We start from the raw sequence: 23011 nt of genomic DNA on the forward strand, positions 1-23011 counted from the left end.
GCAGTGGCTCTGATCATCCCGCTCTTCTTCTTCGGGGTGGTCGGACTCGCGGTGCTGAGCGCGGTCCTCGACGAGGAAGCCTCCGCAAACCCGTGCACTCCGGGCACGGCCGAGGCCCTGCCCGGTGTCGGAGTGGCGGAGGGAAAGCTGCCGAGCGTGGGCTCGTGGTCCAAGGAGCAGATCAAGAACGCAGCCCTCATCATCGCGGCCGGTGCGGAGCTGAAGGTTCCCCTGCGGGCGCAGACGATCGCGGTCATGACCGCGATCGGCGAGTCTTCCCTGATCGTGGTCGACCATGGCGACGACGCCGGCCCGGACTCACGTGGGCTATTCCAACAGCGCGACAACGGAGCGTGGGGCAGCTACGCATCGCGGATGGACCCGCGCCGCTCGGCGCAGAGCTTCTACCGTGCCCTCCTGAAAATCCAGGGGTGGGCCGATATGGAGCCCACGATCGCGGCACACAAAACGCAAGGCAACAGGGATCCGTACCACTACGCGCCCCTGTGGGACGACGCAGTCAAGCTGGTCGAGGCGATCACCTCCGGCGACCAGAACCTGTTCAGTGTCCTCTCCACCGGGGGAGTGGCGGAGTGCGACAACGCTGCCATCGCCGCCGGCGGAACCGTGACCTGGCCAGTTCCTGCATCACTCGCGAAGTCAGACCGGCACAACTACGGAAACTCCGGTAGCAGCTGGGCTCACGGTCACACGGGGACCGACTTCTCCGTGCCGTGCGGCACCGCGGTGTACGCCGTGCACAACGGCACGATCGAGATCGACACGACCCAGTCCTGGTCGGGCCCTTGGCTGGTGAAAGTCGTCACGGGCAAGCACTCGCTGACCACCTGGTACGCGCACATGCAGAAGGTCACGGTGAAGGCTGGCCAGAGTGTCACAGCCGGCCAGCAGATTGGGGAGGTCGGCACCGAAGGGAACTCGAGGGGCTGCCATCTCCACCTTGAGGTCCACCCCAAGAACGGGTCCATCTATGAGGACGGGGTCAACCCGTCGGAGTGGCTGGCCAAGAACATCGGGAAGAACCTCGGCGGCGTCCCGCAGGGCAAGCTCGGTGCCGGGTGGCGTCTGGCGTCCTTCAACGCCCTTGGGCACTCCCACACCTCGCCGAGTGGCGAGCGCCCTGGTTGGCCGGACTCTGTGCCGCGTACGGACCGGGCAATCGCCATGCTCACCCGCAATGGCGTCGACGTGGTCGGGCTGCAGGAGTTCCAACCGCCACAGTCACGACGTTTCCTCAGTCAGGTCGGCGACCAGTGGGGCCTCTACCCGGGACCGACCGGGATCCAGCCTGACAACGCGATCGCCTGGCGCAAGCAGACCTTCCGGCTCGTGCAGATCCGCCGATTCACCATCCCGTACTTCCACGGCAAGCCTCGCTCGATGCCGGCGGTGCTGCTCGAGCACCGCGGCACCCGTGCCCGCTACTGGGTGATCAGCGTCCACAACGCTGCAAACGCCCACGGACCGGCACAGAAGTGGCGTGATGCAGCGATCGCCAAGGAACGCGCCTTCGTCTCTCAGCTGCGCGGCACCGGGTACCCGGTGTTCTTGACCGGCGACCTCAACGACCGGCACATCGCATTCTGCGGCCTGACCCGGGGCGGCCTGATGGTCGCCGCCGCAGGCGGGACCAACAACGGACGTTGCGCGCCACCGGCAAAACCGCCGATCGATTGGATCTTCGGCTCAGGTGGAGTGTTCACCGGCTACCAGGTCGACGGATCGGGGCAGGGCACCGTGAGCGATCACCCGCTCGTCATGGCCAGCATCGGATAGAAGGAGACACCTCATGGCACGTCGAGACGACTTGGACGCGACCGGCCGCAAGGACGAAGCGGTCGCGATCGCGATCCTGGTGGCGATCCTCGTCGGTGGGCTGGGTTTCATGTGGGGATCTCTCCACGGTGCAGCCGCCCTCGCCGGCGACCCGCGGCCGACGGCGAACCCGGCCCGACTCCTGGCCGGCGTCGTCGACGGCTCGGTCGACTGGACGGTTACGGCAACAGCGCTCGCTGCTGCTCAGGTTGTCGGGCTCGTCGTGGTCGTACTCCTGACCGGGTGGCTGTTCGGCAAGCTCGGCCGACGCCGCCAGCGTGTCGACCGTGCGGCCCGCCACCTGGCCACCGGGCGCGACGTTGCCCACCTGACCCGCAAGGGTGCCGCGACGAAGGCAGCACGGCTCGGGCTCGTCGACTCCACTGCATCGCCGGGCGTGCCGCTCGGCCGCCGCGTCCCGTCCGGCTCCACGATGTACTCCTCGTGGGAGGACATGATCGTGATCGTTGCCGGCCCACGAACAATGAAGTCGACGGCCTACGCGATCCCCGCGATCCTCTCCGCGCCAGGTGCCGTCCTGGCGACCTCGAACAAGCGTGACGTGGTCGACGTGACGCGGAACCTGCGAACCCGAAAGGGAGAGGTGTGGGTCTTCGACCCGCAAGGCATCGCCGGCGAGGATCCGACGTGGTGGTGGAACCCGCTCACGTTCATCGCCCCAGTCGACCCGGCAACCGGCCGGGTCAAGACAGATCCGGCGACGGGATGTGTGGCGGCCGACGAGGCCAAGGCCGAGCGGCTGGCCGGTCAGCTGGTCGCCTCCGCCCAGCCCCCTGGCGCCAAGTCCGACGGCTACTTCGACCCGGAGGCTGAGAACCTGATTCACCTGCTGCTCCTGGCGGCCGCGGTGGGGGAGCACCCGATCACCACGGTGTACTCGTGGCTGACGGTGCCCACCGACCGCGCACCCGTGGAGCTGCTTCGCGCCCACGGATTCCCGTTGCAGCAGGAGTCCTTGTACGCGCTGGCGCACCTGCCCGACAAGCAACGCGAAGGTGTCTACGGCACCGCCCGCGCCCGGCTGGGGTGGTTGCGCAACCGTGCTCTGGTGCGGTGGGTGACCCCACCGGCGAACCCGAACGGTCGGCAGTTCCACCCTGCCGAGTTCGCGGCGTCGACGGGCACGCTGTACCCGCTCTCCAAGGAGGGGGAGGGGAGCGCTGGGCCGTTGGTGGCCGCCCTCACCGTGGCGGTCGTCGACGCCCTGCAGGAACGCGCAACCCAGTCGCCCCGTGGCCGGCTGCCGGTCCCGTTCCTCGCCGTGCTCGACGAGGCCGCGAACATCTGCCGGTTCCGCAACCTCGACAGCTACTACTCCTACTTCGGATCGATGGGGATCATCATGATGACGATCCTGCAGAACTGGGCCCAGGGTGAGGAAGTCTGGGGTGTGAAGGGCATGGAGAAGCTGTGGTCGGCCGCGAACGTGAAGGTCTACGGTGGCGGCGTCGATGACGACAAGTTCCTCCGTCGTCTCAGCGACCTGATCGGGCCATACGTGGCCGTCACACGTTCCACGAGTGTCAGCGGCCGAGGTGGGCGGCAGCACTCCCGATCCGCGCAGGAGCGAACGATCTTGACCATTGGGGATCTCCGCGAGCTGACCACGGCTGGGAAGGACGGTCGCGGGGCTCGCGCGGTCGGGTTCGCCTCCGGCACACCTCCCATGCTGCTCGAGCCGCAGCCTTGGTTCATCACCAAGGCGGCCCGCGAGATCAACGCCAGCAACACCCCGGAGCTGGCGGCCGTGCACCGCACGGCGGACCCCGGCCCTTCGCGTTGGACGATCGGAGCGAGCACCGATGACGACTGACTTGGACGACGGCCTCACTGCGGCCGACGACACGGACGCCACCCTCGACGAGGGGGGTGCAATTGAGGGGCCGCACTTCCCGAACGTTTACGTGTTCGTGAACGACTTCCTCAGCAAGGTCTACGCCCGGCCCGTGCACCGTCAGACGTCGTGGAAGTGGTGCTCCCATTGGTGGGATCACCCCGAGGCGGTATCTCGCCTCGAGGCGCTGTGGAAGGCATTCGAAGCGTTGCGCCAGGATCCAGGAACGGGTGGTGCAGTGTGGTGGCGTGACTACGCCGATCCGACGATGGCTGCACTCGCGGACCCCGAAGGAACCTTTGCCGAGTGCTCCGACACCAGCCACGAGGTACCCCCAGACCTCCCGGTCCTGCAGCCAGCTCGCTGGCTCCTCGATTCCTGACTGCCCCTAGAGAGCGACCCTTGACGCCGATGACGTACCCAGATCGCCCTGTACGCGAGGCCGTTCCAGCCTTCGCGGCCACGGCCGCGCCGGGTCGAGCGCTCCCACCAGACGTCAAGCAACGCCTGGTGAAGTTCGTGGTCGACCAATACACCAAGGGCCTGTCCCTACGCGAAGTTGCCGACCTGATCGGGCGAAACCAAACCGTCGTACGGCGCCTGCTCGACGAAGCCGGCATCCAAAGACGACCACCGGGTGCGCCGCCCGTTACTGGCCACTAGAAAAACGGCTAACCCGTCGGCGACCGCATAGTCCCTGTTACTGGTTGGTGTCCAGTGGGGGGTCCCAGTCCGGGTGTTGGTGCGGTGACCCGCCCATTCCCCAGACGCCCACGACTCGGACGCCTACGATTCGACGGTGACAACCAGCGCCTTGCCTGACAGCCGCCCCCAACGCGACAGCCCTGCTGCCCGCGGTATCGACCAGTTCGCCGCCTGGTGCATCGCTCTCATGCCGCTGGTGCAGCTGTGGACCTACTTCATGAGCTACATCTTCGACGGTTCGGTGGCACGGTCGGGCGTCCAAGCGTTGGCCGGACTTGCGGGGTTTCTCGGGGTCGTCGCCCTGGGACTGCATGACATCAAGAACCTAGAGAAGGCCGGCTACCGGGCCCCGTATGCGGGATGGCTCGTCTTCTACCCGGCGTACCTCATCGCTCGCGCACGCCGGGTGCCCGGAACGGTGATGCTGCCGGTGACATGGTTCCTCTGCATGCTTCTGTTCGTATTCGTTTCGGTGACGTTCGACATCGCCTCGGGGAACTAGTGTCTGACCGCAGTTGGGAGTTGCACCAGGGCTGAGGCACCGGACACCGACGCGATGCCGAGGCCAAGGCTCAGGGTCGTCCGCTGGCAACTTGGGGTGTCGGTAACGCTGCTGTCACCAGCCCCAATGGTTCGGCGATGATGGCTCTACGAGGCCGCGGAGTCCCTGGCCAACCTGATCCCCGAGTATGAGGACGCGCGAGGAGCTGTGGCCTTGCGATCCGGGTGAGTGAACCAACTCCTCGAGGAAGGGTTCGGGCCGCACCGGGAAGCACGCGATTCAGGCGGGCTGAGCGATGTGGGTCATCCCCTAGGAATCAACGGTTCCGCCGCGAGGCGGTACTCCGATGCGTAGGCCGCCTCTCCGAACCGACCCCCGCCTGGCCGTTGAGCCGATCCGGGGTCGTCGCCGTACGCCACGTTCAGCGCTAGAAGTTGAGCCAACACGTCTTCATCCTCGTTGAATCCGTATGCCGCCACGACCGCGGCATCCAACTGTTCGTGGAGACCCCTCAGAGCCGAATTCCCTGGCTGCCTGAGCGCGTCGTACATCGCGCCCAGTGTCACCCCGTCGTCCTGGTACTCCTGCCGCAAATTCAGGATCCTTTCCGAAGCCGTCGCTATCTGACGAACCACGTCGGATCCCGGGTTTAGGGGCCACGGAAACGAGTTCCACACTGTGGTGGGCGTGTAGCGGGGACGGGTCTCGAGCTTCGAGCATCGCTCGTTGAACCACAGTCGGTGAACCGTCGACGACAACACACCGAACGAGTAGTCGTCGTCGAGGGAGAACACCTGCAGCGACGCGTCCGGGCGAACCTCCGATGAGACGAAGTTGTAGACAGAAAGGCGACTTTCGGCAGCGACAATCGACAGGGCTATATACCGTCCGTGACGGAGGCGCTCGAACGAGGAGAGCATGTCGTCGCGGCGGTAGGCGTGCTTCCACCAAACGTTCAAGAAGTTCTGGTGATGCTTCTTTGTCCGGTACTTCGGGTTGGTACGCAGCGCGTCCTCGTTGTTCTCGCGTTCCTCGAATGCCGCTCTTTCGCGGCTTGGAAGTACCGTCCGCCGGAGGTGATTGATCGCGGCGGGGGCGGTGCGGGAGACGCGCACAGCGTCATCGTGAGGTAGGTCGATCACGTACTGGCCGATGCCTTGGGTCTTGAGCATCGGATCGGCGGACAGCATTGGATGGACGTACTTGCCTGAACCGGGGTCGGCCGCAGTCATCGCGATTGCCTCCTCTGGGGTCAATCGGAATCCTGCGACGTTGCCGGTCGTCTGTCCTTGGAAGCAGACCTTTGGGCTCTTGTTCCCGATCAGGTCGACAGCCTTGCGGACATCCGTCGTCGGTCGCAACGTAGGAGGAATCGAGTCGACGGGCAGGCGGAGTTCGCCGTTGTCGAGCCACAAGGTCTTTTCCGCTGGGGAGTGTGCAGATCCTTTTACCCAGTTGACGATGGAGACGGTGACGGCGGCGTCGCCTGACCAGGGCTGTGAGGAGACGGCATCAAATATCTCCCCGTCATGGTTCACGATGTAGTCGAGTGATCGCACTCGCGATGCGTTGTCGCGGATGGCCTGTGTGGCCACGAAACCTGCGCGTCCGCCGTCAGGTAGCGCGGCGTGTGCGAGCGGGAACCAGTACGTCACGAAGTCACTCACTCCGGGGCTTGGGTAGCGCTCGTCCAGTTGCCCAACGTATCCCGCGCCGAGTTCGTCGGCCATCTTGCGGCGACCGAGATACGGCGGGTTGCCGATGACGACATTCGTCTTCGGCCACGGGTTGAACAGTGCGTCGCCGTACCGGATTGTGTTGTCAAGGTTCTCGAGCGGCAACGTGTCTTCTTGGCCGCCGGACAGTTCGTCGGAAGCCAACTTCTTCGCCATCATCAGGGTGACCTTGGCGACCTCGATGGCGTATGGGTTGTTGTCGAGTCCGAGGAAATTGTCCGCATTCACGTAGGCAAACGCGTCCTGTGCGCGCTCACCACCTCGAGTTCGTTCGACCAGGCGACGTTTCGTTTCCGCTTCGAGCCGCCGCATTTCGCGGTAGGCGACGTAGAGGAAGTTGCCCGAGCCGCAGGCGGGATCGAGCACCCTGTACGACGACATGTCCAAGAGGATCTGCTCGTAATCGTTGATCTTCTTCGCGGTATCGATGCGATCCATCCATGGCTGCACGATGCAGGGCCCAACGATCTTCATGATGTCGGCTTGTGTGGTGAAGTGGGCCCCGTACGCGTGGCGCTCTCCGGCGTCCATCGACGTCTCGAACAGTGTGCCGAAGATCTCCGGGCGAACAGCTGCCCAGTCGGTACGGCATGCCTCACGCATGGACTGCAGTTCTTCTGGTGTCATCTCGATCGGCTTGATGGCTGCGAAGAGCCCACCATTGAAATACGGTGTGCCTTCGAACCGACCCCCACTGGTCCGCCCAGGGGTGTTCATCTCCCGGAACAGGGAGCCCAGCAGATCGTAGGCATCTTTGCCATTCTTCGAATCCGTCGTCACCGTGCGAGTGAAGAAGTGCGAGGGCAGCAGACCGATGTCTTCGGAGAACATGGCGACCACGGACTGGAGCACAAAGTGCTGTGCATCTAGCCGATCGACGCCTCGAGCCACCATGGACCGAAACACGCTGGAGACCTGGGCGGCCGCCTCGCGCGTCACCTCCACCAGGTCGTTGTCGAAGATCGGCTCCGGTGCGTCGGGGAGCATGAACGCCAGGGCCTCATACCTCTGGGGGAGGTCCTCGATCCTCACAACGTCCATGGGAGCGTCGAGTTGCTGGTCGAAGTCGTAGACCCAGAATTCGTCGAAGTTGCACAGGATCACGTAGCGGGGGCGGTCCGGAACAGCCATCTGCCAGTAGTCGAAGGCCTGCCTGAAGTGGCGCGAAAGATCGGACTTGGCCTTCTTCATCTCGATGAGGACCCGAGGTTTCCACATCAAATCGGCGAACCGGGTGCCCATATAGTCGGTGAACTTCACCCGGTCCTCGTACACCGCGCCGGCCTCGATCGCGCCCTCGTGGCCGAACGCCTTGAACAGCCGGTCTAGGAAGGTCTGGGCCTCTCCCTTTTCATCGCCGCGTAGGTAGGTCGAGCGCCAATCAACGAAAGCGCGCAGGTTCGGTCTCAGGTCTTCTGGTTCCACATGGACAGCCGACCACAAGTTTGCGCGCGACACCCCGTGATTCCTTGACTCAGCCTGATTCTTTTGATGACGGCAGGAGCGGGCGCGACGAAGCCTCGCGGACGCCCCTTGAGCGAGGTGACGACGAGTCTGGTGCTCTGGCCGCGCAGGCTCAGTGCAGACTTTCGTGCGTGCTCTACGCCTTCGCCTGGCGTAGACCCCGCACTCGGGAGGGATCCGCCTTCACGACGCGGGCGGCCGCCCACAGCTCGAGGTGATCTCGGCGGATCTAAGCGCCCCTCCCGATGCGCACATGGGGGTAGCTGTTCCCGTTGTCAGGCGGTCTTTTTTCCTTCGGCCAAGTCCTTGACCCACTGCTGGGTGCTCTTGCCGCGTCGCTCGTCGATGGTGACTTTGGCGCGGGCGGCGGCTCGTGCTTCGCGCTCGGAGACGTTCTTGTATCGACCGTTGTCCGCCTGTCGGGCTGCGGTCTGGCGGCGAGTGGTGGCCATCAGCGGTCTCCGTCCTGGTCGTTGTCTGTGTTCAAGTGTGCCTCATCGCCGGTTCCGAGACCATCGTCTTCGTAGTCGCGGCCGGTTTCATCTGCGTAGGCCTCCAGTGTGGGCGCTACTGCGGCTTCGACGACGTCGTACTCGTGCTCGCCTGCGTACTCGCTCCTGCCGAGAGCGTCGAGGACCTCCAGTCCGATGGTGCGGGTGGTCGTGTCCTCCGACAGAGTCAGGTCGAGGGCCCAGCGTGCACGTTCCCACCACTGCTGTTTCCTGTTCGCGTCCCGTTGTGAACGGACGGACCTTTTGACGCCGGCGTAGGCGATGCTGGCCGCCACAACCGCGGCCAGCCCGCCGAAGCCGGGCGAGGTGAGCCAGTGCCCGATCGCGTCCCAGAACCCCATCAGGCATCCCCTTCCCGGGTGTGGACGAGTAGGTCACCAGGCGTGCAGCCCAAGACGTCGCACAGTGTGTCAAGCAGCTCGAGGCTGAGCCGGTCCGGTCGACCGGCCACGAGTCGATAGATCTGAGGCTTGGACCAGGTGCGTCCACCGGTCATGGCCGCCCGGTCAGTGAGGGCACCGTGCAACTGGGTGGTGTGCCACAAGTCGCGCTGCGCCATCAGCTGGCGCAGTCTCCATTCAATTGCCACACGTCCAGTGTTCTCCACCGCGAATCATTCGTCAAGTGCATGAATCATTCGTTAGCCGATAAGTTACCTTATGTCAGGCTAGCCTGACGTGCCCTTGACTGGCGTCAGACATACCTGACACTATCGCATACATGGGTTGGATCACTGACAGCGGCGAACACGAGGGCTACGTCCTCCCCGAGTTCGAAGACGGGCAACGCGGCATCGGCGTCTCAGGCGGCGGCGTGCCACACGACCAGGTGATTGTCGGCATCGACTACGTCGGCAAACCCGGCGCGATCACCGACGAGCGCTATCTCACCCGACCAGCTGCCGAGGTGATCGGCTGGCGAGTGGTCTGCGACTGCAACACCTCCGGCCCCGCAGGATCCAGACAGTGGGTCAGCGACCTGGTCACCCGGGTCCCCTCCCCTGCCCTGGAGAACCCCAACGCAGGCAAGATCTACGCAGCCGACGACGACGTCATCGACGTCATCGACACCCACGAAGACGCACTCCGCAACCTCTGGAGGCGCAGCCACGTCGGCGGATTCGACGCCCTCGACGAGATCTCCAAGGCACGAGAGCGCGTCGAGAACGCCCAAGACGAGCTCACAGCGGCGGTCGCCGCGGCGAGGGAGCAGTCCGTCAGCTGGGAGGCGATCGGTCGGGCCACGGGGATGACCCGACAGTCAGCCCACTCCAGATGGGCCCCACCCGTCGTCAGCTAGAGTCCGCCGATGGGCTCGTGGTGGAACATCAAGATCGGACGAGCCGACGCGCCGATCTGGGGCAAGAACTATGTCTCGGACCAGTTGATGCTGGTTTTCCGAGACGACGATCGCGTGGCGATCGACGCGGATTCAATGGTGTACGCAACGCCCGCCGGAGTGCTTCGTGAGCGCTTGGCGCTACAGGGGCTCTCGTCGCAACGGGTCCGAGACCTGGCCGTGCAACTCTTCGACGAAGACGACGAAGACGACGACCGCAATTCTTGGCCAGAAGGATGGGACACATTCCCCACTGCTTCCTCAATCGTCGCTGCGATGACGAGCCGACGAGGTCAGGCGGCCGCCGCCGGGCTCCCACCTCTGCGTCGAGATCCGGCGATGTCATTCCTCTATGACAAATGGCAGTACTTGAAGGAGTGCTACGACGACCCCCGCTTTGCCCTATCGCTAGCTCTGTTAAGCACTCGCTCCTCCACTGTCGTGAAGCTGGATCTCTCAGACCTCGTTGTGAGTGGCTACATGGCTTCGAACGAGCACCCCCACAGGGATGCTCGCACTCGGCTCGCAGACTCGGTCGCGGCGAGCGGTCCGGTGATCGTCATTACGGAAGGCGCAAGTGACTCACGATGGTTGCGGCGGTCCCTAGAGATCGCCGCCCCCTCCGTTGCGCATGTGTTCAAGTTTCTTGACTTCGACAGCTACCGCGCCCCCGGTGGCACCGACCGCGTGGTTTCACTCACAAAGGGCATGGTCAGCGCTGACGTCATGAACCGGATCATTGCTGTGGTCGACAACGACACCGCGGGTCGCGCGGCTGCGCGACAGCTCGCCGGATTGGAACTCCCAGGCCGAGTTGTGGTGGTCACTCTTCCCACCGTCCCCTATGCCGCCCGCTATCCGGTCCTTGGTCCAGAAGGTGCTGGTCTGACGGATGTAAACGGGCGTGCCGCATCAATCGAGTTCATGTTTGGCATCGACATGCTTCTTCAGGATGACGAAACTCTCTACCCGGTGCGATGGCACTCATTCATGGAATCGGAAAACGCCTATCAGGGTCGCCTAAGCGAGGCCCACAAACGAGAGGTTGGACGCCGCCTGGACCAGGTACTCGCTCCTGCGGCTGAGGGAGTCGTAAGCCTCCAGATATCCGAAGGCTGCGCCCGGCTTAGCAAGATGCTCATTGATGCCGCTGGACCGCTCAGCCACCTGCCGGCGTCAGAAAGATCCGCCCTATCTTCTTGGTGGCGAAATGACGACCTCCGAAATGTGCGCCTCATACTCGATCATTGACCGTCGGCGCACCCAAGGACGTCTGTTCCCGAGGGGATGTCCTGCTACGGGCGATGAGGCAGCGAGGGCGCTACCGTTCGCCCATGGACGCGAAATGGGCTACGGAAGTGCTCAAGCACACCATCGAAACTTGCGACGCAGTGCTGCTCGCTGAGCACCAGGACGACCACGTGGGGGCGTCAGAGGGCCGGCATGAACTGCTAACGAACCTGTACTCCAATAACGCCATCATCCGGACCCTGAACGCGCCACCCGTGCACGCCGATGTGCCTCTGATGGAAACGAACGAATATGGGTATCCGGACACGTCAGAGTGGCGGTCAGCCGCGCACCGGGCCTTCGGGGTGGCACGAGACATGGCAATTGTCGCGGAGAAATTGCGGCCGATCGCGCCGACAATGGCAGCGGATCGTCTGCATGACTGGGTCTGGAATGCTGCGGCCACGTTCTGGGAGACAGGGCAGCATGCGGTGGCGGTCGAGCAGGCCGCGAAGTCGTTGACGGCTCACATCCAAAAGAAGTCGGGGAGCACTGCCGCCGACCGTGAGCTTGTCCAGGACGTGTTCTCGCAAAGACCCAAGCCCGGCGCAACACGACTGTGGGTGACCGGTGACCGAGCGTCGGACACGTGGAAGTCGCGCCAGGAGGGGTTGCACAACACGGCGATGGGCGCGTTCTCTGGCATCCGTAACGTGGTCGCACACATGGACCCAGGTTGGGAGGAGCAGGTCTGTCTTGAACTGCTCGCGGTGTTGTCGACTGTTGCTCGCTGGGCTGAGGATACAGAGGTGGTGGTGTGTCCCGAGCAAGTGTGAGCGGGTTGCCCACCGGGACATACCCACCTTTCGGGTATGTCCGCCACCATAATGAACACTGCTCGCGAGACCACAGCACGATGGGCGAATGGACACGAAAGCACAGGTCTCGGTGATGTTCCCGGCGGAGAAGGTGCATGAACTCGTCAGAGGTGCCAGGTGGCGGTTACCCCGCGGGAGCTCAACGTCCGTGCCGCGGGGCGACTTGTTCGTGACCTCTGAGCGGTGGGTATACGCGGCGAGCGGCGGACAGCACTTCAGTTACTCGTGGGAAGAGACGCAGTCGGTGCACGTGTGCCGTCTGGGTCGGCGGACGGTGCTGATGGTCCGTACCGATGCGGTCAGGCGTAACAAGCGCGCGAAGTCTTCGTACTGGTTCTCGGTCCCTGGGTGGGGCCGGCGGGCTCTCATCTCGATACGTCACGGGATGCGGGAGGTGGGTCGAAAGCTGGATGAGGACCAGGAGCAATGGGCCCCGGAGTGAGAGTGTCACGAACAGGCACGTAAGCGCATAGGTGAGGAGGTGGTGTTCCTCCCCAGAGCCTCCCGGACCAAGATCGGTGGGAGGTCACGACGATCCTCATGCCCGTGGCGTTGCGCCGAACTAACCCATAGGTCCGACGCCCTTCCCCTCCGCCTGCTGAGGCAGTTCGATGTATAGCGCGCGTTTGGATGGAAGTTCTTGCATGCCGAGGCGCAGGTACCATCGCGCAACCTGGCGGTCCCGCGGGCGGGCGACCGCGTAGCCGCCATCTCCCCATGCTCTGAGCAGGCCAGCCACGAGCGCAGTTCCATGCCCCGCGCGCTCCGGCCACGCCGCCAGTGAGCCGAGCTGCCAGACGGCTGCCCCCGGTGCCTGCTTCCGCAACGTCCTTGCCGCGGCGGGAGCAACGGCCAGGGATCGAATGATCTGCCACGGACGCACAGACGCCACAGCGACGAATACCGGACCGACAACGAGCGCTGACACCAGGAAAATCGTCGCTCGGGGGCCCACTCCAGCCCACATGAGAACGTACGCGATGGAGACACCAACAGCCACGACACCCACTACAGCGCAGATCCACAACGCGACGCCGACGGCCAGCACCCGGGACAAGTGCGGTCTGGGTCTTCCGTCGGCAGGTGTGATGGACATCAACGCCTTACGCTCCGTCGCAGCGAGGACTCGCCCGGTCCTCAAGCACACGAGCAAAGGCGCCCATACGAGCAACGAGCAGCCCGCCACGCAGCGTGCCGCGCGGGGTGGCCAGGTCCTCGGAGCGTATGCACGCGCCGCGACCCACGCGAGAGCCGGAATGTCACGCCAGGGTGGTTCGAAACCCTCCGGCACGGTGGTTTCTTCCCGAGAGTTCATGGCAAGGGATTCGCTCAGCGGGCCCGGCCGCGGTCGCGCTGCTGGCCACGTCCAGCTCTGCTGGCGCGGCTCTTTCCCTTGACCGGTCGACCGTTCGTTGCGGCCAGTTTCGGGTCGTGTGCGTTGAGCCGGTCCGCGGTCGCGTGCGCGGCCGCCTGCTGGGCTGGCACCTCCGCGTCTTCCATCTCCGCGACCGTCGCGGCGCGCCGGTCGGCCGAGTCGTACTCCAAGAGGTCCGCCCGCTCAGCGTGCTCGTCCCTCATGCTCTCGTGGGCCGCGGCTTCGTGCCCTAGACGCTCGGCGTCAGCTCGAGCCGCGACGTCCGGGCTGTCCGCGGTCGCCTCCTGGTCGACCTGGTCCCGCTGGCGTTCCCGGAGCCGCTCCGCTTCGCGGTCCTCGGTCGCCGCCTGGTCCTTCTCGGCCGCGATTTCCTCGATGTGCTTCAACAGAACCCGCTCTGCACGTCCCAGATCGCCGTCGAGCCCGGCGGTCACCTTGGTCATGTCGAGCCCGTACGTCGACCGCAGTCGCTCGTCGACGACCTCGGCGTAGGCGGTGAACCGCTCCGGTTCCAGCTCCCGCCACTCCGCGGCCGTCCGCCAGGCACCCACCACCTCATCGGCCTCGGTCCTCGACACCCAGTCGGCGTCCTTGGTCGCCGCCGCGAGATACCGCTCAGCTACCACGGCCTCACTCTGATAGCGATCCTGCAACTCGCCGGCCCGCTGCTCGGCGCGCGCGCTCTCCTGCCGTGCCTGGTCCTGCTTCGCCCGGGCAGCGGTCTCGAGCAGCCGCGAGGCCACCATGCCGGCCTTCATTCCTACTCGGCTCATGTCGTCGAGCGGGTCGTCACCGTGAACGGTCATCTCGGTCTCCCTTGTGTGTGGATGGAATCCTCTGCTCGGGCTTCGGTGTCAGCGGCCGCGGTAGCGGCGAGCCAGGCGTACGCGCGGGTTCACCCTGTGCGGCTTGTCCCTGCCGTGCGACCTGCTGTGCGGTCCACGCGCGTTCTTCCTGCGCACTCAGCTGGGCCGGGCGGTAGCCGGGCAACGGCAACTTCTGCAGCCGGGCCAGCACGTCCTGCTCGAGCGCCTGGACGTGCCGCAGGTGCCCCAGCTCGCGGTGGTAGTCCCGCAGGGCGCCGACCGCGCTCACCAGCTGCGCCAACAGGGCCGCCGCCTTGATCTTGTTCCGGTCCTCACCTCGAGCTGCTGCGAACAGGAACGCGGTGGCCATGCCGCTGGCCGCCGTCGGCGGCCTAGGCGCCACGGCGCGCCGGCGCAGCTGTGCCGATCGGCCGACCACCTCCGCGGCCGTGCGCAGTTCCTGTGAGTTCGTCTTGTCGAATGCCGCCCAAGCCGACAGTGCCCCCGACACATCGCGGGCGCCCACTGCCCACCCTGCCCGGTCATCCAGCGGCAGAGCCCGCAGCCTCTCGCTGAATGCACCCAGGCGGTCGGCCGCAACGTCCGGGGCCGTGGTCGCCAACGGGCTCCGCTCTCGGCCCTTCTTGGTCGTGGGCGGTTGGCCACGGAAGGCTGCCTGCCACTCGCCCGAGATCTCCTCGGCCTGCTCGATGCTCGGTGCCGCCCACCCTTCCCGGAGCCGCGGCAAGGACAAATCCTTGCCCAGCTTCCCGCCGCCGTAGAAGACCAGCTTCTCCCCCGCGCCGCCCTTCACCGCGGCTCGGTAGCCGGCCACCACATCGGTAGTGCCCTTCGCGTAGAACGGCTTCACCACCACACCGCTGTCCCGGAGCCGGCGGATCCACTCGGCCTCCCCGGTCGAGGCAACGGCTGCCGACCGGATCCGATGTGCCAGTTCCTTGGGCACCGTCGACGTCGCCCCGGACCGGGCCGCGCGCTCGGTCTCGGCGCGCTGTTCTCCCCGTGCCGCTGTTCCCTGCTCGCGACCCTCGACCCGCTCCAGCCCATGCTTCACCTCGAGCTCGCGGGCCACCTGCTGGGCGGTCCGGAAATCGCGGAACCGGCCCTCCCACCGAGTGCCGTCCTCACGGACCATCGAGGCCGCGATGTGGATGTGGTCGTTGCCGGCAGCTGACGTTCCGTGGTGGATGGCCACCCACCTGCAGGGAGCCTTTCCCGCTGCCTCGGTGAAGCCCATCTTGTCCATAAAGTCTCGCGCGACCGCGTCCCACTTCTGATCACTCAACGGCCCCTCGCTGGCTCGCAGCGACAGCGAGCAGTGCCACACGTGCTCGTCGCGGTAGCGCTGCACCCGGCGCCCAGTGTCGGGGTCGACGACCAGGTCCGGTCGCCGCTCCCCCGTCTCCGGATCCGCCTTCCACACCTTCGTGCGGACCTCGGTCCCGTACAGCTTGCGGGGTTCCTCGAGGTACGCCGAGATCTCCCCGGCCGCATCCAGATTCAGCACCTCGGACCCATGCCAAGCCACCAGGTGATCATCACCAGAGATCACGTGCGGATCGGTGTGCACGTTCTCCGTGCGACCCTCCCGGGTCTCGACCAGGTACCTGATCAACCCGCGCATGTCCCCACCCTTGACCACGTTCGGGATCACTTCCGGGAACCACCCTCGAGGCCATCGAGAAGGGCCTCCATCCGGGCCGCAACCCGGGACACTGCATCCATCGCCGCCAACGTCTCCGGCTGGGTCTCCAGCGTCGCATTCGTGGCCCTGGCGATCTGGTTGATGTTCACTCCAACCTTGCCCAGAAGCCGGGCGTTTCGGAACAACTCCCCCGCCATCTCAGAGCGCATCTTGGCGGCCTCCGCACCGCCCGCCATGGCCGACTCCAACAGCAACCGCGACACGGTGATCTGCCGCTCGGACGCCTTCGCGAGCAGCAGCTCCTCCTGGTCCCTGGTCACCTTCACCTTGTGCACATGAGGGCGCGGTGACCCCGGCCGGCGTTCCTGCCGGCGACCCACTCGTCGACGTCCCGTCGTCGCCTCGCCGTCGGTCACGACGCGCTCCTTTCGCCTAGCGCAGCGACTCCCCGCCAGGGGAGCCATCACTCACAGTCTCCCCCACCGGGGGACGACTGTCCAGCACAAGGGCACCTTGTGCACTAGCTTGCTCCCGGTCAAGCGCGCATCTGACGCCGTCAGGCGTCCCGTGGCTCGGGACCCGCGAAGCCAACGGGAATGGACCTGGAAGGAGCCCGCCGAACGGCGGCTCGGACCTCCGAAAAAGCGCATCAACGAGACGGCCGACGGCCGTCACCAGCCAGCCCGGACGGCACTCACAGAGTGCAGGTCCGCTGGGGTCTCCCCTGCTCCCGAAGCCGCCCAGTCTTACACGCTCACCGGCCCGGTCAAGGGCAAGACATGTCCTCCTCCGTCGGACCCTTGACCGGGCCGGTGAGCGCATGGGCGGCAGTTATTCGGGAGCAGGGGGCCGAGTGGCCACGGGCGAAGCTCGAGGACCACCAGGCCGTCGTTCTCGAACGGTTCGCGGTGGTCCAACCAGGACCACAAACCACCCAAGAGAGGACACCCAGACATGCCCATCATCATCTGCTTCGAAGGCCGGCTCGCGACCGAACCCGAGCTCATCAAAACCCCCAACACAGACACCTCGGTATGCGAGGCCGTCGTCATGGTCAACCACCGCAAGAAGGCCGGCGAAGAGTGGGTCGACGCCGACGCCACCCGCTACGAAATCAAGGCCTGGAAGCGGCGAGCCGAAGCCCTCGCCGCCCGCACCATCGGAGACAGCATCGTCGTCATCGGCCACGTCGAGACGACCAGCTGGGAGACCGACAACGGCACCAAGCGATACCGCGACACCGTCGTGGTCGACGCCATCGGCCAGACCCTCACGACCTGAGCACCGGACACGATTCTTCACCCTGCAGCTGCACCCGGAAGTTATCCACAAACGCGTCGCGCGGCCGCGCACCGACAGCCCAACCCGGGGCATGTTGGACCCACCACCGTTTGAAACAGCCACCCCGAAGGGATGCCACCAGCATGTCGTTCATCGAACACACCGACCCGGAGTTCTGCGACCTCTACGTCCTCTTCCGCCAGGTCTCCAACCACCTTCACGAAACCAGTGATCCGCAGCTGATCGCCGACCTCATCGGCGACGCACACTCAGAGTTCTGCGGCAACGGTCTACACAAGCCCGCCGACGTCTCACTGATGGAACCCGAACCCATCACCCACCCTGCTCCCGTCCTGGCTCTCAGCGCGGCCGTGAAAGCACGCCTGCCACACGCCGGATCTCTCGATGAATCCCTCCGGCTCACCCGAGCGAGGACCTTCCTCCTCGAGGCGGTCGACGCACTGTGACCACCTACGGCGAATACCAAGAGGACACCGCAACCGCCCTCGTCGCACTCATCGGCAAGGCCGAGCTGCCAGTGGAGCCCGAGGCCATCCGCAACGCGCTCGAATGTCGCAGCATCCTGCTCGACGACGCCCGAAGCCGGCTCATCCTGTTCGGATCGCAACGGCGAGGCCTCGGCCGCTACAAAGGTTCCATCGGTCTCCTGGCGCAGACACTCGACCAGATGCCGGCCAGCCGGGAGCACTACGTGCCCGGTGGGCTCTCACCCCTCGACGCCCTCTCCATCGCCCCCTCAGACCCCACAGCTCACTGGTGGCGTGAAGCCGCCTCCAACCATGTCTTGGCCACCCACCAGCTCGCGGCCTCCCCCGACCGTGACGCATGGCTCAGGGACAACGGCAGCCTCTGGCACCTGGTGGGCGACTCGGCCGAAATCGTCGAAGCCCTCACCGTCCTCGACCACGACCTCACCGAAGCCGGACTACTCGTCACGGGCAACTCCCCCAGTGACGTCGACCAGGCCAGGGCCAACGTGTCCTACCTGGCGAAAACTGCCCGGTGGTACACCACCAACCCCGGCGCCGACTTCGCCAGCGCCAACAGCGTCCGCGAATTGGACGCCACCGGCGTCCTCCTGGTCCCTGGCCCCGGAGACCTCGCGCCGGCGCAGCGCCACCTCGCCAACAACCTGGCACCCCTCCGCGGCTCCCACAGCTACGAGATGCCCTTCGGCCCCTGCATCACCACCGACGAAGCCATCCGATTCATCCGCACCCAAGAACAGCTGACACGACGCTTCGCGAAGACCGCGACCCAGATCCCCGGCTGCTCAACCGAGGCCGCCGGCTTCCACGAGCTCGCCGACAGCCTGCACGACCTCGAACCCGGGGCCCGACTGCTCATCGACGTCGACCCCACGCTGCCACGCGCTCACATCACGGGCCAGCTGAACGAACTCGGCTATCGAGCCAGAGCCCTGGACCTCGACAACAAACTTCAGACCCTCTCCCCCGGTGAGATGACCGACCTACTCCACGCAACCCGCGAAGCCTGCGTCCAAGGTGCCCGGGCACTCCGAACAGAAGCAACACGGGAGCACTCCAACCTGCGCCGCCAAGACGTCACGAAGCTGGTCGGTCCAACGCGGATCCACCACAATTCCGAGCTAGATGTCCGCCTCACCAACCTCATCAACGTGAACGCCCAGCCCGTAGGCCTGCCCCCGTGGACACCTGCCAACGCTGTGGAGCGAGCGAAGCTGCGAGCGACCCTCGACAGCACCCCGACCAGCCGCCCACCACAGCACCCCTCACCACGCCCACGGGCCGGGCGCGATTCCTACGGGCGGTGAAAGAGTCCTCGCTGTGCGAGTGATGATGACTGTGCCTGGTGTCCGGTCCCGTTGCTGACAGGCGCGGCCGGATGTCAGTCGTCGCCCGTGCAACGCTCCCCCAGTTCCTGGACGTCATCGGCGTCGTATTCGTCACGCCACTTGTCGGTGATGTTGTCCATGTCCTCCAGGACCTGGCCGAATTCAAGGACTTGCGCCCCTGGGTCATCGTCTTTCGATTGAGTCTCCAGTCCGCGATAGAGAATCCCTTGCCAGTCGTTGTACTCCTGCACCGCAATAGCGCAATCATCCACTCGCTGCTGCTGGAACAAGTAACCACCTGCTGCGCCGACGGCCAAGGCCACAAAACACGCGACCCCGACAAGTGCTAAACCTTTCCTGGATCTCGTAAGCCCAGATCCGGAATGACCTTGCACCCCGCCCTCGCCGACAGGACTCTCGGGGTCGCCCAACTCACGCTGGACGTCGCCGCCAGTGAGCGGAAGCTGCTCGCCAGTTTCCGGATCGAACCGGAGCTTCTCTCCAGTTTCGGGATCGAACTTGGGCATGGCGTTGGCCTTCGGTAGTCAGTGAGTTCGACCAGTCTCGGTCCACCCAAGTGAGTTCGCAGGTGATTCGGAAGAATCGCTCGGGGTGGGTTCCTCTACTCCGGGGTTCTCGGGTTGGTGGCCGGTGTCGCATCGCATGATGTGAGTCCTTCCCGAGAACGGAGAGGGGCACCCGCGCTGGGGGCCCCTGTCGGGGGTCAGGCCGTGATGACGCGTGCGGGCTTCCACGCGAGGGAGAGTCCGACCTCGTCGACCTGGATCCGGGTCTTGTAGCGCTTCTCGCCGCTGTCGCGGTCGTGGTAGCTCTCGGTGACCAGCTGGCCGGTGACCATGACCCGGTCCCCCTTGCGGCCGGATTCGGCCAGGTGCTCGGCCTGCTTCTCCCACAGGGTGCAGCTGTGGCCGGTGGGCTCGGCGTCGACGTATTCCCCGTCTTCGTTCTTGGTGCGTCGGTTGACCAGGACGCGGAAGTCCGCGACGGCTTTCCCGGTGGGGGTGAATCGCAGCTCGGGGTCCTCGACGAGGTTGCCGGCGAAGGTGACGGTGGTGTTGTTCAGCATGATGGTTCTCCTTGTTGGTTGAGTGTTGCTGGTGGTGGTGACGGTCAGTCGGTCTTGTTGGGCGGGGTGCCGTAGACCTCGAGGACGATGCACTCGATCGCGAAGACGGCATCCATGACCTGCGGCTCTGTGCCCCAGTTCTTGACGATGTTGAGCTGGTCGCGTGCTGCACCGAGCTGATTGCGCGTGGTCGCTGGGTGCTCTTCGAGGTTCGTGAGGGCTGCCTGTGCCCTGGCGATCGCCTGTGCGCGGTCCTTGATGTTCACGGCTTGCTCCCCTTGGTCGTGTGCGTTGGTTGGATGGGCCACTCGCCCCCTGTTCCCCAACAACTGCCGAAATCTGTGTGGCCACGGCCGGAAGGAGTCAAGGGTCGCCGGAGGCGACATGTTCGCCCTTGACCCGTCCGTGGCCATGAAAGAATTCGGTGTTGGGGAACAGGGAAACCCGGGTGGTTCCGGTGGTGGTGTCGCGGCCGTAGGCCGTGTCCTTGACCGGGCCGCTGTTGCCCGGTCCCGGGGTGTTCCCTTCGTGCGAGAAGGGTCTCCCCGACGAGCCGGGTTGACGGTGTCTCGCCCGTGGGCGTGTCCTTTGCGGGTCGGCGTGTGGGTGTGCCGGGGCCCTGGCCCCGGCACACCGGGTGTTCAGTGTCCTTCCCAGGTCTCGACCCAGCGGGCGCAGATGATCTTGAAGGCCGCGATCGTGTCGGTGGCGTTGAGTTCCCACGGCGGTGTGAGCGGGTGGACGGTGGCGATGACCGGCTCTCCGTAGCCGCCCCGCTGAACCAGAATGTCGTCGTCGGGGTTGCCGGTCCAGACGAAGGAGAGGTAGCTGGCGGGGTCGTAGAAGGCCAGGTGCGGCGTGCCGTCCGGGATCTGGGTGTGCGTGGTCATGGTGTGCTCCTCCGGTTTCGGGGGCTGTCCTGTGTGGGCTGCCCTGTGTGTGGAGGACGTGGGTCCGCTGAGGAGCTGGCGGGTGCAAGGGTGGCCGGAGGCCACATGTCCGCCCTTGCAGCGGTCGGCGAGCGGACCAGAGTCGCGGAGCGCCCAAGGGCTGTCCACGAGGGAGCAAGCCCCACCCCACCGGAGCATGCGCTGGCTCGGCACAGGCAGGGGGTGGCGCGTGTAGCGGTCCGCTGCCGGGGGCCGGTCTGCCGCTCAGCTAGCGCGAGGGTCGCTCAGTCGACGTGATGCCGGCCGATCGAGGGTCGACGTACGTGTAGGGCCGGATCAGGTCCTGGTCGAACTGTCCGATCCAGTTCTTGCCGGGTCCGGTGTTGTAGCGGACCCAGCCGATCCAGCGTTCGTCCTTGAGCCGCCACTCGTGAAGGGTGCCGAAGCACCAGACGCCCTCGACGAGGACTTCGACCTCGAGGGCGTCGAGCTGGTCGTAGGAGATGACGTCGGGCACGTCATCGAGCGTAGACGTCCGCCTGGCGCGGCTCGTGGGCAATGCACCACGCCAATCGATCAGCACAGTCCCGGGTCCGCGCAGCCCAAATCCGAGGGCCGCCGACTCGTCGCTCGCCGGCGCAATAGGAAACCATGAGAAGTCCTGAGAAGACCCCCTCCCCCCGTCACCGCGGCCCTCGGCCGCCCTACGCGACGCTCGTGCTCGTCTGGGTCGTTGTGCTGCCCCAGGTCGACTTGACTCTTCGTGTTCTCGACCGTGTCGGCGGGTGGTTTCCGTTGTGCTGACGTCAGCTTCTTGATGACTGTCGTTCGGCGGCTGTTACGGTCGGGCTGTGCCCCGGCCGGGGACCCGAGACCCTACGGCCGGGGCCTTCTTCTTGCCCCTGGACGACGTGACTGTGGCCGCGGTGCGGGCTCACACGCAGATCGTGAGTCGCACCGCGGCCACAGTGGGCTTCGCCTTGCCGCACAGTCGGCCGCGAAGTGGTTCGGGAGCCGGGAGTCTGTTAGTTACAGACCTACAGACTTTCGGAGTTCTTCTTCGGTGGTTCCGGAGAGTGAGGATTCCTTGGCCAGGAGCATGTCGACGGCGACGCGGATGAGGGTGTTGTCGGTGAGTCGCTCCCCTCTCCCCCGCCTGGTCTTGTTGAGGCGGCGGGTGAGTGCGGCGAGGTCGTCGAGCTGCGAGTCGGTGAGGCGTGCTTCCTTGCGAGTGAGTTCGAGGTAGCGGGGAAGTTCGGACTCCAACTTCGCTGTACGGGTCCGCGTGGTCGTGGCTGTTGTCGCCCTGGTCGCCGGCTGCGGGTCCGTCGCGGCCGGGGTCGCTTTGTCGACAATGGAGACCACCGGGGTCACAGCCTTCTCGCTTGCTGATTCGGCTCGGTCCTTCTCCTGAATGCCGGCGAGCATGTTTCCCAGGTTCGCGCGTGCCATCAGTGGGCCACCTTCAGCTCAGCCGCGGCTTCTTCTTCCTTGGATTCCCAGATCTTGTGCAGCTCGTCTGTGACTTTCGTGAAGTCGTCGATGGCGAGCTGTCCCGATCCGGCCGGTTGGTACTGGGTGACGACCTGCCCGGTGATGGGGCCGTCCTGATGGATTGCGTAGAGGCGGACGTATGCGCGCAGGCGCGCGAGGCCGAGACTGTCGAGGAGGCCGGCGGCGTCGATCGTGCGGCCTGGCGTTCGCCCGTCGCACTTGTTGAGCAGCACTCGATAGGGCGTGCCGGTGGGCTTGACGAGGTCGTTCACCGTGCGCAGGAGCGGCCGGATGGAGAGGGCGGCCGGTTCGGTGGGCAGGATGACGAAGTCGGCCTCGGCGACGACGGTGCGGAGCACGCTGTCGTCCTGGAGGCTGCCGGGCGCGTCGACCAGGACGATGTCGTAGTCGAGCTTGCGCAGCTGGGCGAGGAGTTCGGGGTTGGTGTCCTGGGCGACGTCGAAGGGAAGGTTCTCGCCGGCGGTGTCGGCCCAGTCCCCCGCCGAGCCCTGTGGGTCG

General features: G+C 65.5%; 25 protein-coding genes. 11 read left to right on the forward strand and 14 right to left on the reverse strand.

Features of this window, described 5'->3' with window-relative positions; translation table 11 throughout:
• Nucleotides 1–3: 3 nt before the first annotated feature.
• The 5 genes from ASD30_RS10190 (at nt 4) to ASD30_RS10205 (ending at nt 4898) form a co-directional block, all read left to right on the forward strand.
• Complete coding sequence (locus ASD30_RS10190) at nt 4–1797, forward strand: peptidoglycan DD-metalloendopeptidase family protein (protein WP_056681000.1); 1794 nt, start codon at nt 4–6, stop codon at nt 1795–1797.
• 13 nt (nt 1798–1810) lie between these two features.
• On the forward strand, nt 1811–3670 hold the full coding sequence (locus ASD30_RS10195; protein ID WP_056681002.1) for a type IV secretory system conjugative DNA transfer family protein: 1860 nt from the start codon (nt 1811–1813) through the stop codon (nt 3668–3670).
• 1 nt (nt 3671) lies between these two features.
• The gene (locus ASD30_RS10200) at nt 3672–4073 is read left to right on the forward strand and encodes a DUF4913 domain-containing protein (RefSeq protein ID WP_235532561.1); all 402 of its coding nucleotides are present in this window, start codon (nt 3672–3674) and stop codon (nt 4071–4073) included.
• A gap of 29 nt (nt 4074–4102) precedes the next feature.
• Nucleotides 4103–4354 carry a helix-turn-helix domain-containing protein gene (locus ASD30_RS27940; protein WP_442938232.1) on the forward strand — a complete coding sequence of 84 codons (252 nt, stop codon included), beginning with the start codon at nt 4103–4105 and terminating at the stop codon, nt 4352–4354.
• Nucleotides 4355–4490: 136 nt separating this feature from the next.
• Complete coding sequence (locus tag ASD30_RS10205; RefSeq protein WP_056681007.1) at nt 4491–4898, forward strand: hypothetical protein; 408 nt, start codon at nt 4491–4493, stop codon at nt 4896–4898.
• Nucleotides 4899–5200: 302 nt separating this feature from the next.
• On the opposite strand, the gene ASD30_RS10210 is transcribed toward ASD30_RS10205, so the two are convergent.
• From ASD30_RS10210 to ASD30_RS27945, 4 genes are all read right to left on the reverse strand, one after another.
• Nucleotides 5201–8059, reverse strand: a complete 2859-nt coding sequence (locus ASD30_RS10210) for a DNA methyltransferase (protein WP_056681068.1) — start codon at nt 8057–8059, stop codon at nt 5201–5203.
• A gap of 314 nt (nt 8060–8373) precedes the next feature.
• Entirely contained in the window at nt 8374–8550 is a 177-nt protein-coding gene (locus ASD30_RS26550) for a hypothetical protein (RefSeq protein WP_156393611.1), read from the reverse strand.
• A complete protein-coding gene (locus ASD30_RS10215) occupies nt 8550–8951 on the reverse strand; it encodes a hypothetical protein (RefSeq protein ID WP_056681011.1) in 402 nt (133 codons plus the stop codon). Before ASD30_RS10215 ends, ASD30_RS26550 begins: the two co-directional genes overlap by 1 nt.
• Complete coding sequence (locus ASD30_RS27945) at nt 8951–9217, reverse strand: helix-turn-helix domain-containing protein (protein ID WP_442938233.1); 267 nt, start codon at nt 9215–9217, stop codon at nt 8951–8953. The genes ASD30_RS10215 and ASD30_RS27945 overlap by 1 nt, the downstream gene beginning before the upstream one ends.
• Before the next feature lie 113 nt (nt 9218–9330).
• On the opposite strand from ASD30_RS27945, the gene ASD30_RS10225 reads away from it, so the two are divergent.
• From ASD30_RS10225 to ASD30_RS10235, 3 genes are all read left to right on the forward strand, one after another.
• Entirely contained in the window at nt 9331–9909 is a 579-nt protein-coding gene (locus tag ASD30_RS10225) for a hypothetical protein (protein ID WP_056681016.1), read from the forward strand.
• Nucleotides 9910–9918: 9 nt separating this feature from the next.
• Nucleotides 9919–11199: a hypothetical protein gene (locus ASD30_RS10230; protein WP_056681019.1), complete on the forward strand. Its 1281-nt coding sequence runs from the start codon at nt 9919–9921 to the stop codon at nt 11197–11199.
• Nucleotides 11200–11282: 83 nt separating this feature from the next.
• On the forward strand, nt 11283–12014 hold the full coding sequence (locus ASD30_RS10235) for a TIGR02391 family protein (RefSeq protein ID WP_056681022.1): 732 nt from the start codon (nt 11283–11285) through the stop codon (nt 12012–12014).
• A 1371-nt stretch (nt 12015–13385) separates the two neighbouring features.
• Here ASD30_RS10235 and ASD30_RS10245 read toward each other — a convergent pair.
• The 3 genes from ASD30_RS10245 to ASD30_RS10255 are packed head-to-tail and all read right to left on the reverse strand — an operon-like array spanning nt 13386 to nt 16319.
• Nucleotides 13386–14237, reverse strand: coding sequence for a hypothetical protein (locus tag ASD30_RS10245; protein ID WP_056681028.1), 852 nt, complete (start codon nt 14235–14237; stop codon nt 13386–13388).
• Entirely contained in the window at nt 14221–15882 is a 1662-nt protein-coding gene (locus ASD30_RS10250) for a relaxase/mobilization nuclease domain-containing protein (RefSeq protein WP_156393613.1), read from the reverse strand. The genes ASD30_RS10245 and ASD30_RS10250 overlap by 17 nt, the downstream gene beginning before the upstream one ends.
• Nucleotides 15883–15908: 26 nt before the next feature.
• A complete protein-coding gene (locus ASD30_RS10255; RefSeq protein ID WP_162250942.1) occupies nt 15909–16319 on the reverse strand; it encodes a plasmid mobilization protein in 411 nt (136 codons plus the stop codon).
• Between the two features lie 538 nt (nt 16320–16857).
• Between ASD30_RS10255 and ASD30_RS10260 the strand changes: the two genes are divergently transcribed.
• The 3 genes from ASD30_RS10260 (at nt 16858) to ASD30_RS10270 (ending at nt 19000) form a co-directional block, all read left to right on the forward strand.
• Nucleotides 16858–17184 (forward strand): single-stranded DNA-binding protein, encoded by a 327-nt coding sequence (locus ASD30_RS10260; protein WP_056681038.1) that lies wholly within the window; start codon nt 16858–16860, stop codon nt 17182–17184.
• Between the two features lie 143 nt (nt 17185–17327).
• On the forward strand, nt 17328–17651 hold the full coding sequence (locus ASD30_RS10265; protein ID WP_056681041.1) for a hypothetical protein: 324 nt from the start codon (nt 17328–17330) through the stop codon (nt 17649–17651).
• Nucleotides 17648–19000: a hypothetical protein gene (locus tag ASD30_RS10270; RefSeq protein ID WP_056681045.1), complete on the forward strand. Its 1353-nt coding sequence runs from the start codon at nt 17648–17650 to the stop codon at nt 18998–19000. The genes ASD30_RS10265 and ASD30_RS10270 overlap by 4 nt, the downstream gene beginning before the upstream one ends.
• Nucleotides 19001–19074: 74 nt before the next feature.
• On the opposite strand, the gene ASD30_RS26555 is transcribed toward ASD30_RS10270, so the two are convergent.
• The 7 genes from ASD30_RS26555 to ASD30_RS26900 form a co-directional block, all read right to left on the reverse strand.
• On the reverse strand, nt 19075–19548 hold the full coding sequence (locus tag ASD30_RS26555) for a hypothetical protein (protein WP_156393614.1): 474 nt from the start codon (nt 19546–19548) through the stop codon (nt 19075–19077).
• A gap of 197 nt (nt 19549–19745) precedes the next feature.
• Nucleotides 19746–20108 (reverse strand): single-stranded DNA-binding protein, encoded by a 363-nt coding sequence (locus ASD30_RS10280; RefSeq protein ID WP_056681052.1) that lies wholly within the window; start codon nt 20106–20108, stop codon nt 19746–19748.
• Between the two features lie 44 nt (nt 20109–20152).
• Nucleotides 20153–20374, reverse strand: coding sequence for a hypothetical protein (locus ASD30_RS10285; protein ID WP_056681055.1), 222 nt, complete (start codon nt 20372–20374; stop codon nt 20153–20155).
• Between the two features lie 375 nt (nt 20375–20749).
• A complete protein-coding gene (locus ASD30_RS10290; RefSeq protein ID WP_056681058.1) occupies nt 20750–20998 on the reverse strand; it encodes a hypothetical protein in 249 nt (82 codons plus the stop codon).
• Between the two features lie 268 nt (nt 20999–21266).
• Nucleotides 21267–21515 (reverse strand): hypothetical protein, encoded by a 249-nt coding sequence (locus ASD30_RS10295; protein WP_056681060.1) that lies wholly within the window; start codon nt 21513–21515, stop codon nt 21267–21269.
• 512 nt (nt 21516–22027) lie between these two features.
• Nucleotides 22028–22450, reverse strand: a complete 423-nt coding sequence (locus ASD30_RS27160; RefSeq protein WP_200951135.1) for a hypothetical protein — start codon at nt 22448–22450, stop codon at nt 22028–22030.
• Nucleotides 22450–23011, reverse strand: a 562-nt coding sequence (locus ASD30_RS26900) for a ParA family protein (protein ID WP_056681062.1), incomplete at its 5' end; no start/stop codon positions are given. The genes ASD30_RS27160 and ASD30_RS26900, both read right to left, overlap by 1 nt.

This window comes from Nocardioides sp. Root140 (assembly GCF_001426745.1).
In the GTDB taxonomy this organism is placed as follows: domain Bacteria; phylum Actinomycetota; class Actinomycetes; order Propionibacteriales; family Nocardioidaceae; genus Nocardioides.